Origin of the sequence: Brevundimonas subvibrioides ATCC 15264 (assembly GCF_000144605.1) — a bacterium.
Lineage (GTDB): Bacteria > Pseudomonadota > Alphaproteobacteria > Caulobacterales > Caulobacteraceae > Brevundimonas > Brevundimonas subvibrioides.
In genome coordinates this window covers 1,141,077-1,156,103 of sequence record NC_014375.1, presented here as the reverse complement: position 1 = coordinate 1,156,103, position 15,027 = coordinate 1,141,077, and the positions used below count along the sequence as shown (strand labels likewise).

Sequence of the window (15,027 nt, the reverse complement as noted above, 5' to 3'; positions counted from 1 at the left end):
CTACTTCAGGCCTCAAGAAAGACTGGCTAAGAGAACTCTTTTACGAAATCGGAATATGTGCGAGCCGGGTTCAATGGCTAATTGACGCCGGATGCCGTGTCGGCACGCACCAAAACGTCTTGATACTGGCCTAATACACGACCCCAAGTCAGTTCGTTTCTAAATCGATCTCTGGCCCGGAAGCTCATATTTGCACGACCCTCCGGTTCGGATTGGATTAATTCTATTAGCCCACCAAACTCGTCTTCATCTGTAAAGTACAGCTGATCTTCACCCGCAACCCATCGATTGTATTTGTTTTCGTGTGCTATGACGCAATTCCCCGCCCCCAAGGCTTCGACTAAGGAAGGATTGGTGCCCCCCACGGTGTGACCGTGACAGTAGGCGATAGCATGGAAGCGAAGAGCGCGAAGAATATTTTGATCATAAACTGGGCCAAGAAACACGACATCGGGGCTGGCGGCATCCAGGACTGCCCTGTGGTAATCATTCTCTTGTGGATTTAACTTGCCGACACAGACAAATTTTAGATTTCTCTTCGCCCTTGAGAACCCTCTGATCATGGTCAGCGTGTTGTTTTCCGGCTCTACGCGACCGACGGAGATGACGTAAGAGCCAGGAACCAGCCGCAATCCTCTAACTGCATCGTCAGCTTCAGCAACAACTTCGTCCGCTCCGTACGGGATCATTACAATATCGCGGGCATTGCGCCGCCGTGAAAGATGCACGGCGATTTCCGGGTGATCCGCAATCAGAAGATCAGACGTTAGTGATCCAATCCATTCATTCAGATAAAGCCACAGCCTGCCATGCCAAGGCCATTTGGCTCGCTTCCACTCAATACCATCCATGTTAGTCAGCAAGGGGTTTGAGGTCAGTCTTAGCGCCGCAGTAAAAATTGCTGTATTATATCCTAATGCAAGCATCACGCCGCGCTCTTTCATCGCGTGACTGACACAGGCAAAATCGAACCGCATCGTGCCAAGTGCGTCAAATCCTGCGCCGAAGGTGACGCGCCTGACGCCTCTCCAATCATCGATCACAGGCGCACTCGCGGGACGATCTGATTGACAATAGACTGTAACTGACCAGCCTTTCTCCACCATATGTAGGGCAAGGCGTTCTGCGAACGTTTCGAATCCCCCGTGTTCTGCTGGTATGCCTCTTGTGCCGAGAATGTATAAAGCTCGGCTCCCGTTCATTTCAGCACCGTGGTGCGCAGGTACCGACCGTAGTCGCTCTTGCCCAGGGCCGAGACGATCGCCTCCAGCTGGGCGGTGTCGATGAAGCCCTGGTCGAAGGCGATTTCCTCGGGGCAGGCGATCTTGAAGCCTTGGCGCCGTTCCAGCGTGCGCACGAACTCGGCGGCCTCCAACAGGCTGTCCGGCGTGCCCGTGTCCAGCCAGGCGAAGCCGCGTCCCATGATCTCGACCGACAACCGGCCGCGTTCCAAGTATGCGCGGTTGACGTCGGTGATCTCGAGCTCTCCGCGCGGCGACGGCCTCAGGTTGGCGGCGATGTCCACAACCTGCTCGTCATAGAAATACAGGCCTGTGACGGCCCAAGGCGATTTCGGGACGGGCGGTTTTTCCTCGATCGACACGGCGCGCATGTCGGCGTCGAACTCGACGACGCCATACCGTTCGGGGTCGTTGACGTGATAGGCGAAGACGGTCGCGCCCGTCGGCCGTGTCATCGCACTCTTGAATAGGTTGCTGATGCCGTGGCCATAGAAGATGTTATCGCCCAGGATCAGCGACGACGGGCCGCCGGACACGAAGTCCGCGCCGATGACATAGGCCTGGGCCAAGCCGTCGGGGCTGGGCTGGACGGCATACCGGATGTCCATGCCCCATTTCGATCCGTCGCCAAGCAGGGCCTGAAACGAGGGCGTATCGCGCGGGGTGGAGATGATCAGCACCTCGCGGATGCCGGCGAGCATCAGGGTCGACAGCGGATAGTAGATCATCGGCTTGTCGTAGACCGGCATCAGCTGCTTTGACGTGACCAGTGTCATCGGATGCAGGCGGGTGCCCGACCCTCCGGCGAGAATGATGCCCTTCATGGCGTAGGCTCCTGATGGAGTTCGGCGACAATCTCGGCCACGGCATCCTGCCAGGGCCGAGGCGTCACGCCGTAATCTCGGGTGATCTTGAAGGTAGAGAGGCGTGAGTTCGCAGGGCGGAGCGCGGGCGTCGGGTACTGGGCGGTCGTGATGCCCTCGACCTCGGCGGACGGACCGCCAAGCACGGCGCTGAGCGTGAAGATCTCACGCGCCAATCCGGCCCAGGTGGTCGAGCCGGCGTTGACGAAATGATAGACGCCGGTCGGCGCCTCTGGGTCCGCGATCATCTTCAGGGTGATGGTGGCCAGGGTGTCGGCTATGTCCCTGGCGGAGGTGGGGCTGCCGGTCTGGTCATCGACGACGCGCACGAGCGGACGATCGGCGGCGAGACGCAGCATGGTCTTGAGGAAGTTGGCGCGGTGCGGGCTCAGCACCCAGGCGGTTCGCAGGACGACCGAGCGCGGGTTGCCGGTGCGGACGGCGACTTCGCCGGCCAGTTTCGATGCACCGTAAACGCCCAGCGGACCGACCGGATCGCTTTCGGCGTAGTGGGCCTCGCCCAAACCGTCAAAGACATAGTCCGTCGAGACCTGGACCAAGGGAATGCCCGCCGCCTTGGTGACCTCGGCCAGGATCGCGGGTCCCATGGCATTGGCGGCGAAAGCGTCGGCGACCTCGCTCTCAGCCTTATCCACGGCCGTGTAGGCACCGGAGTTGATCACCGCCTTGAACGGCGTCGCGGCGAACAGGGCGCGCACGGCGTCCGCATCGCCCAGATCGAGTTCGCTGCGCGTCGGCATGTAAAGGCACACGCCGCCCGGCCACGAGGTTCGGGCCAGCTCGCGGCCTACCTGCCCTGCCCCCCCTGTTACCAGAATGTCTACGATGTCCTCAGCCATGGGCAACGACGGGCCGTTCCGTCTTGTAGCGGCCGTCCAGCATCGCCTGCCACCAGCCGCGGCTTTCGAAGTACCACCGCATCGTCGTCTGGATGCCCTCTTCGATCGTCGCCGGTGGGGTCCAGCCTAGCCCGTCACGGATCTTGGTCGCGTCGGTCGAGCGGTTGACGTGACTCTTGGCGGACAGGTGCGTGATCACATCGGGCCTGGAGTCGGCCAGCGCCGCCGCGACCGCCACCGGATCGCAGATGTCGGCCTGGACGACGCCATGAGGGTTGCTGGTCGAGGCTGGCTCAAGCGAACACGGGAGGCTCGCAGAAGTCAGCTTGTCGAACACCGGGACCTCCTCGCTGGTGGCGCGAATGAGGCGACGAACCAGCGCCGAGCCGATGAATCCGGCAGCGCCGGTGACCAAAACAGGCACCTTATGGCTTCAACAGCGCTGTGGGATGACGCAGGAGGAATACCAGGGCCAATGACGAGCCTCGGCTCGCTTGAGACCGATCAGCACGGACTGTTGACGAAAAAATCTCGAAGCGCGTGCGACTAAGACGCGGACCGTTGACCCCGACCATCTGCCCCCCGACAGCTCAAGCGTAACCGTTCGCACCCTACAGCAGCTAAGCTACCCAAGCGAGAAAATTGTGCAGGCGCGAACAAAGTCGTCATCTGCAGCGTCGTGGCCCTCAAACCCACGGTCCTGATACGCGGCTTGCCGAACGCGCCATCAACTCAGCCGTCCCAGCTCTGAGGGCTTGCCCCTTCTTCCGACGGCGATCCGGTCAGGTGGGGGCTGTCAGCCGAAAAGCTTATGCGCCGTCTTCCACGCGCCGTATCGCTCCGGCAGATCCCTGCCAAGGGTCCTGCCGCTCGGTACCGCTCTTTGATTTACCGCGATGAACCCGCGCGCCCGACTTGAATGACATGCGGCCACAAGGCATGGATTGACGATGTTTTCGCGCCTGTTCGCCAAACGCACCGAACGGCCCCCGTCACGCACACCGCCGGACTGCGTGATCTGGGCGGTCGGTGATATCCACGGCCGATCAGACCTGGTGGACCGTCTGATCCAGGCCATCCGCGCGGATCTTGCGGCGAGCCAATCCGCCCGAAAGGTCATCGTCTTTCTTGGCGACCATATCGACCGCGGTCTCGACTCCAAAGGCGTGCTGAATCAGCTCTGCAATTTGGAGGCGGATCCGTCGCTCGAAGTACACTTCATCCGCGGCAATCACGAAGATCGGATGGAAGCCTTCCTCGTCGATCCATCTGTCGGTCCTGGCTGGTGCGAGTACGGCGGCCGCGACACTCTCGTCTCCTATGGGGTCAGCCCGCCCCAGATGCGCGGTGACATGGACGGATGGGCTGAGACGTCGCGTGCCCTGGGCGAGGCCCTCCCCGACAACCATCGCCGCCTTTTGAACCTCCAGAAGCATTCTGTGAGCATCGGAGATTATTTCTTCTGCCATGCAGGAGCGCGCCCTGGCGTCCTTTTGGCAGAGCAATCGCCCGAAGACCTGATGTGGATCCGCCAGGCCTTCCTCGATCACCCCTCACCCTTCGAACAGGTTGTGGTGCATGGACACACCCCGACGGACACGGTTGTGTCCGACGCGCGCCGTATCGGGGTGGATACAGGTGCCTATGCCACGAACATTCTGTCGGCGGTTCGGCTTGCCGACGAGACGCGCGTCATCCTCCAGGCTACGGGTCGATCCGGTCGCGTCATGCTCTCGACGGCCTCGCCCCAGGCGGGACCGCGTCGGATCTGAGCCCGCTCCGCCACCGGCGCACCGTCCACGCCCTGCTTCAAAATGAATGACGTATGGGCGTACGAAATCACTGAAGCCCTCATAGGCTCGCGCGTCTTCCCAGCCTCGAAAACCTCGCAGAGCACTCACAAGTCTAGTGATCTAGTTTACGGCGAGCAGATCAGTCCTTCGTCTAGTTGCGCGGCACGGCAAGCCGAGACCGCCGCGTCGGCGCCGAAACGCTGACCGGGGCCAACGGATTGGCCATGACAGGCGGCGGTGCCGGCGGAGAAACCACGGCCGTCTGGACCGGCACCTGAGGCTCAGGTTCTGGAACGGGGGCTTCGGTCGCAATCTTGGGCGCCGGCGCGAGGTCGATTGGCGGGCCGACCTCAAGCGGGGTCAGGACCAGGTCGACGAGCGGGGGTGGAAGTTCTTCGACATAGGTCGCCAAGCCCGCCAGTTTTTCGATGATTGGCTCGTCCCCTGTATGCTGGCCGGTAAAGGCTCCGGGCAGGCCCCACCCCCCCGTCCAGCGGTAGAAGATGTGGGTCCCGATTTGGCGCATCTTGACCAGGCGCTCCGCCCAGTAGGGTGCGACCCAGTCAGTATGATAGTGGGTGGCCATGCCGACCTCGGCCGCCACGGATCCGTTCAGCGCACTTGCCGCCACGGCGCGGGCTCGAGCCCAGCCCCCTGCCGACGGGAGGCGCGCCAGGGCACCGTCGCACGTGAAGCTGAACTGACAGCCGGTCGTGCGTTCCTGGCCCTGAAACACGACGCCGCAGACCGTCTTTGGGAAGGCAGGATGACGCATGCGATTGAGAACGACCTGGGCCACGGCCGCCTGACCCGGCCCTGTCTCTGAGGCTGCCTCGTAATAGACCGCCGCCGTCAGGCAATCGAGCGCCCGTGCATAATCGGCCAGCTTGTCGGGGGCCATGATGAAGGGCCGCGCCACCTGGATCGGAAGGGTCGAAAAGGGAATGCCCGCGTTCCAGATCCGGGCCTCGTCCATCGAAATCGGACGAACTGCGTCCGGTGACAAGGTAAAGTCCAGGGGGGCTACGACGGGCGGACCGGTCGATGCCGAAACAGCGGACGCGGCAAGCGCACGGGCCTCAGCCAACTCGGCCAGCCGTGCCTGAACAATCAGACCGCCACTGGTCGCCAGAATCCCGATGACGGCAAAGATGGCGATGAGGCTCGGCGTCCAGGTGCTGAGGGCTGCCGCCAGGGCATAGGCGCGGATCTTCGCCAAGAGGCGAAGCCCTTGCGGCCACATGGGCACGGTCTCGGCCGTCATGACGAAGCCTTGCCGCTTGGCGACGGAGATGTTCCGAGGACCTTGAGGCCCGGCCAAGCGTAATGCGGGGCCACACGGGTCAGCGGCGGGCTCTCAAAGCGGGACATACCAAAGCATGTTGCCATCACGCCCCCCTTCCCTGTCCGAATGCGAACTGCAGCCCAAGAAGAAAGGCCCAGAAGCCTGCGATCGATGGGACCTGAAGGGCATAGTCGGTCAGGCCGTGCAGGAGAATGACAAGATTGGCGCATAGGAGCCCGTGCTGCAAGGTTCGTGCCCGCCCCCCAAACCCCCGGCGCAAGGCGAAGCCAAGGACGACGGCCATCAAGGCGAACATGGGCATGGCCCCGATCAGTCCGGCCTCCTCCAGCCATTGCAGGTAGACGTTGTGCGTCGCACGTATCGGCCACAAGGCGGTGGCAGAGTCCGACGTCATGGCCTGAACATTCACGGTGTCGAAACTGCCGAGCCCGTACCCAAACAGAGGCGAAGCCAGGAACGCGTCCCAATGCACCGAAAATATCTGGGCGCGCACATCCACATCGCCATCGAGACTGCCCACGCGGGTCCATAGCAAGCTGTTCCCCCCTATCGCCAGGCCGCCGGCCAAACCCAATAGAAGCAGAGCGGCTATACCGATCGCCATACGCCCCCTGGATGCCGATCCCAGTTCCCAAACGAGGAGGACCGCCACACCCGACAAGGTGGACACGACCCCCATTCGCGATGCGGTCAAAAGCAGGCAGACGGTCGTCAGGGCCAGACAGGCCAGGGGTGCGGCGACGGCGGTGACACGTTGTGAGAACCCCACTCCGCTCTTTCGGCGCCACGCCCGCAGAAACACCGCCAACCCAAGGACCGTCAGGACGCCGAAGACGGTGGCCCCATTGTTGAAGCTCATGAATCCACCCGAGAGGCGTCCGCCTCCCTGAGCGACCTGGGCTCCTGACAAGAAGGCCAGCAGGGAGATCGCCGCATAGACGCCGCCGGCCCAGACCACGGCTTCGACTGTCGCTTGGGCGCGATCGCGGCCGACCCCCTGGAGTGCACCCACGAGAAACACACAGGCAAAGGCCAGGAGCTTGACCAGCTCGATGAGGGTCGCGCTGCGATCGATGGTCAGCGATCCAGGAGCGATCCCGGCCCAGGCCCAGATCGGATGGGGCCCACCCAGTCCCCAAGGGGTCAGGCTCAGGAGACCGACGCCAAGGATAATCAAGAAGAGCCCCGCCAGGGGCCAGACGGGCGTCACGTCATGAAGTCCGGCACGAAGACGCGTAAACAAGACCACGGCCAGCGAGACGGCGAACATGGCCGACAACCAAAGCGCGGCAGCCGGCTGGTTTGCTCCGAACGCGAGATGGGCCAGACAGAAAAGCACTGGCAACACGGCCAAGCCCGCGCGCGTCCCCAGTGACACGCGCGCTCCACGGGCCCCGCTCGGGCCGAACGAGGAGCTGCGCCGGCGACGGGTCTCCACGACCGGAGCGCTCATCGGATCAGGCCGCGTAGTATTTCTTGTAGTCGCCGTAGTAGTAGCCTGCGTCGCCATAGCCGTAGCGGGCCTGGGCCTTCATATCGACCTGGGTCATACCCACGCCCGCGATATGGGCTCCGGACTGCTCGAGGATGCGGATGCTCGCTGAAATCGCCTTCTCGGGCGTCTTGCGCCAACGGGCCAGGAAGACGACGGCATCCGACTTGGCCGCCACCAGACGCGTGTCGGAGACCGCCAGCACTGGCGCGGTGTCGAGGATCACGAGATCAAACTGGGCGCGTAGATGCACCAACAGTTCATCCATGGCAGCAGTTCCGAACACGTCCTTGGGTGTGAAGCTGTTCTTGGCCAGGGGAAGAATCCGTGCACCCGAGGGCTCGTCGAGCAGCGTGGCCTGATCCAGGCTGACGGTACGGTTCAGGACCTCGACAAGCCCCGACTCGGGCTCCACGCCCAGTAGCCGATTGACGTTGCGACGGCGCAGATCGCAATCGACCAGAATAACCCTCAGCCCAGACTGGGCGGCGACCCGGGCCAGGCAGAGCGCCGTCGTGGTTTTGCCTTCTGAGGGAAGGGCCGAGGTCAGGGTGATGACCTGGATGGTGTGACCGATCCGGGAGAACAGGATGGAGGCGCGCATGGCCCGTACCGCCTCGGCGAAGCTCGAAAGCGGCTTCTGTATGATGTAGTCCGCCGGTGTTTCGTCACGGTCCTGCGGATCGGCGACCGAAGACAGCAGCGGCACCGAGCCCAGGTGGGGCAGGCCGAACTTGTGCTCGATGTCTTCGCCCGTGATGATGCCGGTGTCGAGCATGATGGCCAGAACAACTGCGGCGAAGCCGGCCCCCATGGCCAGGACAAGACCGAGCGTCAGATTGAGCGGCACATTGGGAGAACTGGCCCGCGTCGGGATCGCGGCGGGCGACACGATACGGGCGTCGGACTCCTCGATTCCTTCGGAACCGGAGGTTTCCTGAAAGCGACCCAGGAAGCTCTCATAGAGGGTCTTGACCGATTCCGCATTGCGTTGAAGTTCGTTCAGCCGAACGCCGGCCGCATTGTTGGCCGCCAAGGTGCCACGGGCAGAGCCGAGGCTTCCCGCCATGGAACCCGTACGCTCGCGCGCAACCTGCACCTGAGCTTCGAGGTTGGAGATGATCCGGCGAATCTCGGCCTGGATCTGCGCGTCGATGTCGGCCAGCTCCCGCTCAGCCCGCAGCATGTCCGGATGGCGCGGTCCGTAGCGGCTGGTCAGATCGGCCACGCGGCCGGACACCTCGGCGCGCTGGGCCCGCAGCTGCTGCACCACTTGCGAGCCGAGCGCCTCGCCGACGTCGTCGCCGTTCGATCCGGCGGACAACTGCGCGCGCGCCGTACGCAGACGCGCCTCAGCCTCGGCCTGGGTCGCGCGAACTGTCGCCAGTTGCTGGTTGTAGGTCGAAATTTCCTGCTCGGTCAGAGTGGCACCCGACGCGCTGAGAAGGTTGTTGGCTGTGCGATATTGTTCGACGGCTGCCTCCGCCTGCTGCACTTCGCCGCGCAGTTCGCCCAACCGGGTGTTCAGCCAGCTGTTGGCCTGACGGGTTGCATCGAACTTGGCCTCGAGCTGCTCCAGCAGATACCGCTCAGCGAAAGTATTGGCGATGCGTGCCGCCTTGGCTGGATCCCTCGAAGTGAAACCGACATTCATCACATAGGTCAGCCCTGAGCGCCGGACCGACAGGCGGCCCAGTACATTGTCGACGACCCGTTCTTTCTGTTTCTGGGCCTGGACCGCAGTCAGCTGAGCGCGCGCGGCGTCGGGTGCTGCGGCCCCGAACAGGGTGCCGATGCCGCCGACGACCGAGGCGATCGGCCCGGGCTCGGCGAGGGCGGGGTTGAACTCAGCGTCGTCTTCGAGCTTGAGAGTTTCGACCACGCGCTGGGCGAGTTGGCGCGACTTCAGGATCTCGATCTCTGTATCGACCACGCCGGTGTCCGCCGACAGTCCGGACAACACCGCCTGAGCGTCGACCACGGTCTCGGTCCGGGTGTTGATCATCAGGCTGGAGGTGGCGGTGTAAAGCGGCGTGGAGCGCACCGTGACGATCACTGCCCCCACCATGACCACCAGGCCGACAGCCAGAAACAGCGGCAGTCGACGCCGGAACAGGGCAATCAAGCGCTGCAGATCGACTCCCTCTGGAGCCGCGCCGTCCATGTCACCGGATTGGGCCGGACGAGCGCCGGGAGCGCGAATGGGCATCAGATTGTTCATCGCACTCTCAAGCGTACACGGTCGGGATGGCGTCCCACCCCTAGAATTGCGCGACCAGGGATAGGCTTACCCGGTTCACATCGAAGTCGCTGCCACCGGCCACGCCGTCCGACGCCTGCTCGAAATGGCTGGCCGACAGTGTTACGCCCAGGTTTCGATTGACCAGATAGGTCCCGCCAGCCGACACCTGCAGCCGATCGTCGTTGCGATCGATGCCTTCGTACTCGTCCTGGGAATACGTCAGGTTCGCGTTCAGGAGGACGTTGCGAAGAAGCTCGTGGTCGACCCGCACACCGACCGCCGACGACAGATAACCGCCCGAGCCGGCGATACCTGCATCCTCGATGGTTCGCGACGCGGTGCCGGTTACCGTCGTTAGCTGGGTGGGGAACCACTCCAGTTGGGCCCGCGTCCCGAAACCGCTGATCTCGTCATAGGCGGCGGCATCGAAGGTTTGAGAAATATAACCCACGGCGACCTCGCCGCGCGCCACGGCACCAAGCTCGAAGTTGGCGCCCGCGAGGAACTCGTAACCGTCGGAATCGCGCGCAGGAAGCAGAACCGACGTGGCTGTGTCGTAGTCGCGCTTGTTCCCTGTCACCTGAGCGAAGACGGCCGTCGCAGGGCTGACCGCATAGTCGCCCCGCGCCGTCAGGCTGGTAATGGTCCGGTCCCGATTGTCCTGATCGACAACGACCCCGCCAAGCGTCAGGCCGTCTTCATAGTTGTATTCGCGAATGTCGGCCCGCCCCGACAGCTTGACCCGCCCCCCGACCCGCGTTCCCGCGACGAACCCGGACGTCAGTTCGTACTGGATCGGTTCGCGCGTGGACGCCGGCGCATTGGAAGAGGTCCGAGGCTCCGTGACGCTGGCGTAATCTACACCACCCGCAAGGTTGGCCGCACGGGTGAAGTCCAGCCGGCCAGAAGCCCCCACCCCGTAGTCTTCGAAGTTCTCGTTGCTGAAATCCTGGTAGCGCGCGATGTCGGCGCGGGCGTAGGCCGCCAGGGCGTGGCGCGACCAGCCGGACTCAAGCTGAACTTCCGGCTTGACGTGAACGATCCAGTCACCGTCCGCTCCGTTCGACACCGCAAAGACATTGTCGGTGTACTCGGCGTCGATCTGCACGCTGGGGAAGGCGGTGAAGGTCCCGACCGGCATCCCCAGGGCCTCGTAGTCGGGCCGCGGCCGATCCCGGACCGGGATACTCCGGTCGCGAGCGAAGAGGTCGCCAGACTGGGCCGCGGCCTGGTTGAGCGATCCCGTTGTCGACTGGGCATGTGCAGCGCCGGCAACCGCAGAAGCGCTCAGGGCAATCATACAGGCCAGACGCGTCTTAAGATTGGACATAGATCCCCCGTGGGGCGAACTGGCCGACCCCGTTATTCAATCGCAGTGAAACGCCGGCCGTCAGGTCGCCGGACGATAATCCGAACCGCCACCACCGCCGCCGCCCGACGACGCGGGAGCGCCCAGAGGCGCGCCGCCGGTCTGTCCGCCGGAGGCGGGAGCCCCGCCCGGGTTCGAGGCCGAGACGACTGACTGGACATTACCAACGGCTGCGGCGGCAGCGGGCGATAGCTGGCCGTTAGCCGTTAGGTTCGCGCGGGCTGCAGCCAGAGCCTGGGCGACAACCGCCGGCGACTGACCACTGCTGGCGACGACAGCCTGGATGGCAGCCTGGATGACCGCGGCAGGGTCCGACGCGCCGGAAGCGGCTGCCTCGGCCTGAGCCTGAACGATCGCCGCCTGAAGGCTGGCGGTCAACGCTGCAGTTGCGTCCTGCACGGCAGCCTGTGCCACGACGGGAACAACGGCGGCGGTCGACAGCACGCCGAGGGCGACCGCAGCACGGCAGACCGCACCAAGAAACGTCGTCTTCAACATGGAAAGCCCTCCTGAAAGATGAACCAAGCGTTTACATTGCAGAGCAGCAAAAGCAAAGCTTGGCTTCCTCCATGGTCGAGAGTCAGCGTTTTTTGACGTCCGGTGTGCTGATTGAGTGACGCTCGGCTACGCTTTCGGCATGTTTGTGATCCAAAACACCCCAACGAGCGTCACTTATCCGGTTCAGCAATGACCGCTTGCCGTGTGAGGGCGAAGGCGAGCCGACCGGCGGGGTCGGTGATCTCCCGCTCCGCGGCATAGACAACCCCCGGTCGATCACGGATCGCGACCCGCAGCTCCGCGGTCGCCTGGCGCCGCAGGTCCGGCGTGAGCGCGGCCCAGCGGCCGTAAGCAAACCGCAGTCTCCAGGCCGTAATGTCCGGCCCATAGGGCGCGACCACATAGGTCCGGTCGAGGGCCACAAGGGCATCCGCCACGCGCCCTTGCCGGTCGGCAATCCAGGCCAATCGTCCCCACGCGGCGGCGTCGCCCGGCTTCTGGCGCAATGTCTTCAGGGTTTCTGCGCGGACCTTGTCGAGGCTCGGGGGTTGCACCTCTGCCGCCGCTTCGGCACGGCCCTCCGATACGGCTACGAGCGGGATCCGGTCGGCGAGGCTTTCGTTGGGAGAACTCAGGGAGACGGCGAACGCCCCGGCAACGACGAGCGTCGCGGTCGCCAGCACGACCGCGCCTGCTAGCCGGAAACGATAGATCTGGCGAGCGGACATGGGCAGAACCTCCGGGCCAGGTGACTAGAGGGCGGTCGCCACCCAGTCAAAGGGCTGGCCCGGCAGCTGACGCTCACGCCAGGCATAATCCACGCGGTCCCAGCGAGACACCCAGGGGGTCAGGCTGTCCAGAACGTATTCGCCCTGGTCTGACGCCAGGAGCAGCACAGCATGGGTTTCGCCCCAGCGGGTCTCGACGATGGCGATGGACAAGGCCTTGGCCGGCACGCCCTCGGCGATCAGCGCCTGGCGTTTGGCCAGAACATAATCCTCGCAGTCACCCCGAGCCCGGTTCCCGTCAGGCACCGACCAATAGTCATCGACCCCGTACTGACGCACATCCGCCAGCTGCCGGATCGACCGGTTGATCCGTCGATTGACGGCGTTGACGACGGTCCAACCTCGCCGGTCCAGAGCAAACACGCTGGGAGCAACAAGGAGGGAGGCGTCCGTTTCGGCCGTCACGATCGCTTCGGCTCCGTCGTCCGCGACCTCGCCAGCCGCCTCGGTCCATCCCGCCCTCAGGGCCCCGCCCCCCGTCTCGATGGCCGGGGCAGCCGCATCGTCCGCCGCCATCGCTCCCATTTCGCTCGCACCCGCGATGAGGGCTGGCACCGCGGCCATAGCAACCGGCGGCGGGACGGCGTCGTCCGACCGGCCCCGCTCGGGGCGCGCGAGGCGAAAGATCGGCGCGGACGGCGCTGTCCGCCGCGAGGCGGCAAAGACTTGGGACCAGTCATAACGGGCGTCGGCCGCCCCAGCCGCGGGTGCCGAGGCGCGCCGGGCAAAGGCGTCGGCCCAGAAGCGCTCCATGGCGGCGGCACGAACCTTTACCAGATCTGGCATGGGGGCACCCGGCACCGCGCACACGGCCGGCGAGCGTTCGCAAACATCCAGAAAGGCCACGGGTGGCGCGGCGCGCGCGCTCATCCGCATGATCGGGGCGGCCTCACTTCGTTCGCCGGGCGCGGCCTGTGCCACGCCGGCCTGGCACGCCAGCACCAGAGCGGCCGCGATGGGCCCGATCCGGACAATGGTTTGACTGTTGAGCATGACGCCCCCTCTTCATGGGAGCATCATGCTGATCAGCTGGTAATATCACTTCTACAGACACAGTTGCTGAAGACTTGAGCAACGCGGTTTCTATGCCGGTAAGGTTAACGTCAGTAAAGCCGATTTTCTCCGATCACCGGCACCACCGTTCGGCGAACCCTCTGGATTGTGCGATGCATTATAGGGTAGATGAGCCCTCAACTCTCGGGGAGCGATCCATGTTCATCGGCTTGCGGACTTTGCTGGCTTGCCTCGCCATCGCCTTTGCCATCTTCGGGTGCGCCCAGGCTCCGCTCTCGGTGGATCCCGCGGTCGCTCTTCAGGAGGGTGCGGTGCGCACCGTGCCCGAATACCGACTGGGACCGGCGGACAAGGTTCGGGTCAATGTGTTTGGCGAGGAGGCCCTGACAGGCGAGTTCACGGTGGGCGGTTCCGGCCGCATCTCCCTGCCCCTGATCGGTGAGGTGCAGGCGCAAGGCCTGACCATAACCCAGCTTCAGGAAAGCATCGCCCAGGCGCTGCGTCAGGGCTTCATCAATGAGCCGCGCGTCAATGCCGAGGTTCTGAACTACCGGCCGTTCTATATTCTCGGCGAGGTCAACAAACCCGGCGAGTATCCGTACACCGCCAACCTGACGGTCCTGAACGCCGTCGCCACCGCCGAGGGCTTCACCTACCGGGCCGACACCCGTCGGGTCTACATCAAGCGGGCAGACGGGGCGTTCGAGCAGGCCTATCCCCTGACCACAGCGACACAGGTCGCTCCGGGCGACACAATTCGCATTGGCGAACGCTTCTTCTGACGACAGAAGACCGCCATCTGGAAGGCGGTCAGACCGGTCCATTTCGCGATACGGGCGGCGCTTCCGTTGCCGCAGGTGCATCTGTGCGGATTGACGTGACAGCGGCCCGCCCCCTGGCGACGCCAGGTGAAGCGCTGTTCGTCCCCGCCGGCCGGAGCCCTTGCGAAAGATCTCGCACGGGCGCCGGAAGGTTGGGGGGAACTTGAGAGTTTGGATACCGTGTCCCTTCATCGGGCCTTGGGGGGTGTGGGCTAACGGTCAGGCTTCGCTATGGAGCCTTCCATCTTGTCCACGCCTCGCCAACTGGTCTTCTGGTTTCGCATCGTCGCCGCGCTGGCCCTGGCGGCGCTGACGGTCGTGCTCCTGGGCCCGTTCCAGGGGCTCGAGCGCGTCGTGCATCTCAGCGACAAGGAGGCCCACGCCCTCGCCTTCTATGGCGTTACCCTGGGGCTGTTCGCGACGCTTCCGGGATGGCGGCGAACGGACCTCGCGCTCGCCGCGCTGAGCTTCGGCGCACTGATCGAGATTGGCCAGGGGCTGACCGGGCGCAGCCTTTCGCTTGCGGATTTCGGATGCGACTCCCTGGGAATCCTGGCCGCCGTGTGCCCCGGCCTGATCGAGCGCCTTCGCCATCACTGGCGGACCTGCCCCGACATCGGGTTCGCCGCCCTCAGGGAGCAGGATCGTCGTCGCAACGGCGTATGGCCAAGCCTGGTTCGCATGGCAGCCTCGCCCCCGGCACGCGCCGACGCACCGCCTGTCTCCGGCGTTTGAAGCGA

14 protein-coding genes are annotated in these 15,027 nt (G+C 64.2%); 3 read left to right on the top strand and 11 right to left on the bottom strand.

Going from position 1 to position 15,027, the window contains the following annotated elements:
* Positions 1-77: 77 nt before the first annotated feature.
* From BRESU_RS17090 to BRESU_RS05715, 4 genes are read right to left on the bottom strand one after another with little or no spacing between them, the layout of a single operon-like run.
* On the bottom strand, positions 78-1,202 hold the full coding sequence (locus BRESU_RS17090; protein ID WP_013268567.1) for a DUF1972 domain-containing protein: 1,125 nt from the start codon (positions 1,200-1,202) through the stop codon (positions 78-80).
* Positions 1,199-2,065, bottom strand: coding sequence for a glucose-1-phosphate thymidylyltransferase RfbA (rfbA, locus tag BRESU_RS05725; RefSeq protein ID WP_013268566.1), 867 nt, complete (start codon positions 2,063-2,065; stop codon positions 1,199-1,201). The genes BRESU_RS17090 and rfbA overlap by 4 nt, the downstream gene beginning before the upstream one ends.
* Positions 2,062-2,964 carry a dTDP-4-dehydrorhamnose reductase gene (gene rfbD / locus BRESU_RS05720; protein WP_013268565.1) on the bottom strand — a complete coding sequence of 301 codons (903 nt, stop codon included), beginning with the start codon at positions 2,962-2,964 and terminating at the stop codon, positions 2,062-2,064. The genes rfbA and rfbD overlap by 4 nt, the downstream gene beginning before the upstream one ends.
* Positions 2,957-3,388 carry a GDP-mannose 4,6-dehydratase gene (locus BRESU_RS05715; RefSeq protein ID WP_083777528.1) on the bottom strand — a complete coding sequence of 144 codons (432 nt, stop codon included), beginning with the start codon at positions 3,386-3,388 and terminating at the stop codon, positions 2,957-2,959. Before BRESU_RS05715 ends, rfbD begins: the two co-directional genes overlap by 8 nt.
* A 526-nt stretch (positions 3,389-3,914) precedes the next feature.
* On the opposite strand from BRESU_RS05715, the gene BRESU_RS05710 reads away from it, so the two are divergent.
* Positions 3,915-4,736, top strand: a complete 822-nt coding sequence (locus BRESU_RS05710) for a metallophosphoesterase family protein (RefSeq protein ID WP_013268563.1) — start codon at positions 3,915-3,917, stop codon at positions 4,734-4,736.
* A gap of 172 nt (positions 4,737-4,908) precedes the next feature.
* Here the strand turns inward: BRESU_RS05710 and BRESU_RS05705 are convergent, their stop codons facing one another.
* From BRESU_RS05705 to BRESU_RS16845, 7 genes are all read right to left on the bottom strand, one after another.
* The gene (locus tag BRESU_RS05705) at positions 4,909-6,021 is read right to left on the bottom strand and encodes a cell wall hydrolase (RefSeq protein WP_013268562.1); all 1,113 of its coding nucleotides are present in this window, start codon (positions 6,019-6,021) and stop codon (positions 4,909-4,911) included.
* A gap of 124 nt (positions 6,022-6,145) precedes the next feature.
* Complete coding sequence (locus tag BRESU_RS05700) at positions 6,146-7,441, bottom strand: O-antigen ligase family protein (RefSeq protein WP_245528608.1); 1,296 nt, start codon at positions 7,439-7,441, stop codon at positions 6,146-6,148.
* A gap of 79 nt (positions 7,442-7,520) precedes the next feature.
* Positions 7,521-9,776 carry a GumC family protein gene (locus BRESU_RS05695; RefSeq protein ID WP_013268560.1) on the bottom strand — a complete coding sequence of 752 codons (2,256 nt, stop codon included), beginning with the start codon at positions 9,774-9,776 and terminating at the stop codon, positions 7,521-7,523.
* Positions 9,777-9,816: 40 nt separating this feature from the next.
* Positions 9,817-11,097: an outer membrane beta-barrel protein gene (locus BRESU_RS05690; RefSeq protein WP_245528607.1), complete on the bottom strand. Its 1,281-nt coding sequence runs from the start codon at positions 11,095-11,097 to the stop codon at positions 9,817-9,819.
* Between the two features lie 90 nt (positions 11,098-11,187).
* Positions 11,188-11,664 carry a hypothetical protein gene (locus BRESU_RS05685; RefSeq protein ID WP_013268558.1) on the bottom strand — a complete coding sequence of 159 codons (477 nt, stop codon included), beginning with the start codon at positions 11,662-11,664 and terminating at the stop codon, positions 11,188-11,190.
* 170 nt (positions 11,665-11,834) lie between these two features.
* Positions 11,835-12,392: a hypothetical protein gene (locus tag BRESU_RS05680; RefSeq protein ID WP_013268557.1), complete on the bottom strand. Its 558-nt coding sequence runs from the start codon at positions 12,390-12,392 to the stop codon at positions 11,835-11,837.
* Positions 12,393-12,416: 24 nt separating this feature from the next.
* A complete protein-coding gene (locus BRESU_RS16845; RefSeq protein WP_013268556.1) occupies positions 12,417-13,445 on the bottom strand; it encodes a transglutaminase-like cysteine peptidase in 1,029 nt (342 codons plus the stop codon).
* A gap of 218 nt (positions 13,446-13,663) precedes the next feature.
* On the opposite strand from BRESU_RS16845, the gene BRESU_RS05670 reads away from it, so the two are divergent.
* Entirely contained in the window at positions 13,664-14,248 is a 585-nt protein-coding gene (locus BRESU_RS05670; protein WP_013268555.1) for a polysaccharide biosynthesis/export family protein, read from the top strand.
* 285 nt (positions 14,249-14,533) lie between these two features.
* A complete protein-coding gene (locus BRESU_RS05665; RefSeq protein ID WP_050762541.1) occupies positions 14,534-15,022 on the top strand; it encodes a VanZ family protein in 489 nt (162 codons plus the stop codon).
* Positions 15,023-15,027: the final 5 nt, after the last annotated feature.

Excerpts from the sequence above, each read along its gene's own strand:
- BRESU_RS17090 (WP_013268567.1), bottom strand. The coding sequence starts at position 1,202 with ATGAACGGGAGCCGAGCTTTATACATTCTCGGCACAAGAGGCATACCA.
- rfbA (WP_013268566.1), bottom strand. The coding sequence starts at position 2,065 with ATGAAGGGCATCATTCTCGCCGGAGGGTCGGGCACCCGCCTGCATCCG.
- rfbD (WP_013268565.1), bottom strand. The coding sequence starts at position 2,964 with ATGGCTGAGGACATCGTAGACATTCTGGTAACAGGGGGGGCAGGGCAG.
- BRESU_RS05710 (WP_013268563.1), top strand. The coding sequence starts at position 3,915 with ATGTTTTCGCGCCTGTTCGCCAAACGCACCGAACGGCCCCCGTCACGC.
- BRESU_RS05705 (WP_013268562.1), bottom strand. The coding sequence starts at position 6,021 with ATGACGGCCGAGACCGTGCCCATGTGGCCGCAAGGGCTTCGCCTCTTG.
- BRESU_RS05695 (WP_013268560.1), bottom strand. The coding sequence starts at position 9,776 with ATGAACAATCTGATGCCCATTCGCGCTCCCGGCGCTCGTCCGGCCCAA.
- BRESU_RS05690 (WP_245528607.1), bottom strand. The coding sequence starts at position 11,097 with ATGATTGCCCTGAGCGCTTCTGCGGTTGCCGGCGCTGCACATGCCCAG.
- BRESU_RS05685 (WP_013268558.1), bottom strand. The coding sequence starts at position 11,664 with ATGTTGAAGACGACGTTTCTTGGTGCGGTCTGCCGTGCTGCGGTCGCC.
- BRESU_RS05680 (WP_013268557.1), bottom strand. The coding sequence starts at position 12,392 with ATGTCCGCTCGCCAGATCTATCGTTTCCGGCTAGCAGGCGCGGTCGTG.
- BRESU_RS16845 (WP_013268556.1), bottom strand. The coding sequence starts at position 13,445 with ATGCTCAACAGTCAAACCATTGTCCGGATCGGGCCCATCGCGGCCGCT.
- BRESU_RS05670 (WP_013268555.1), top strand. The coding sequence starts at position 13,664 with ATGTTCATCGGCTTGCGGACTTTGCTGGCTTGCCTCGCCATCGCCTTT.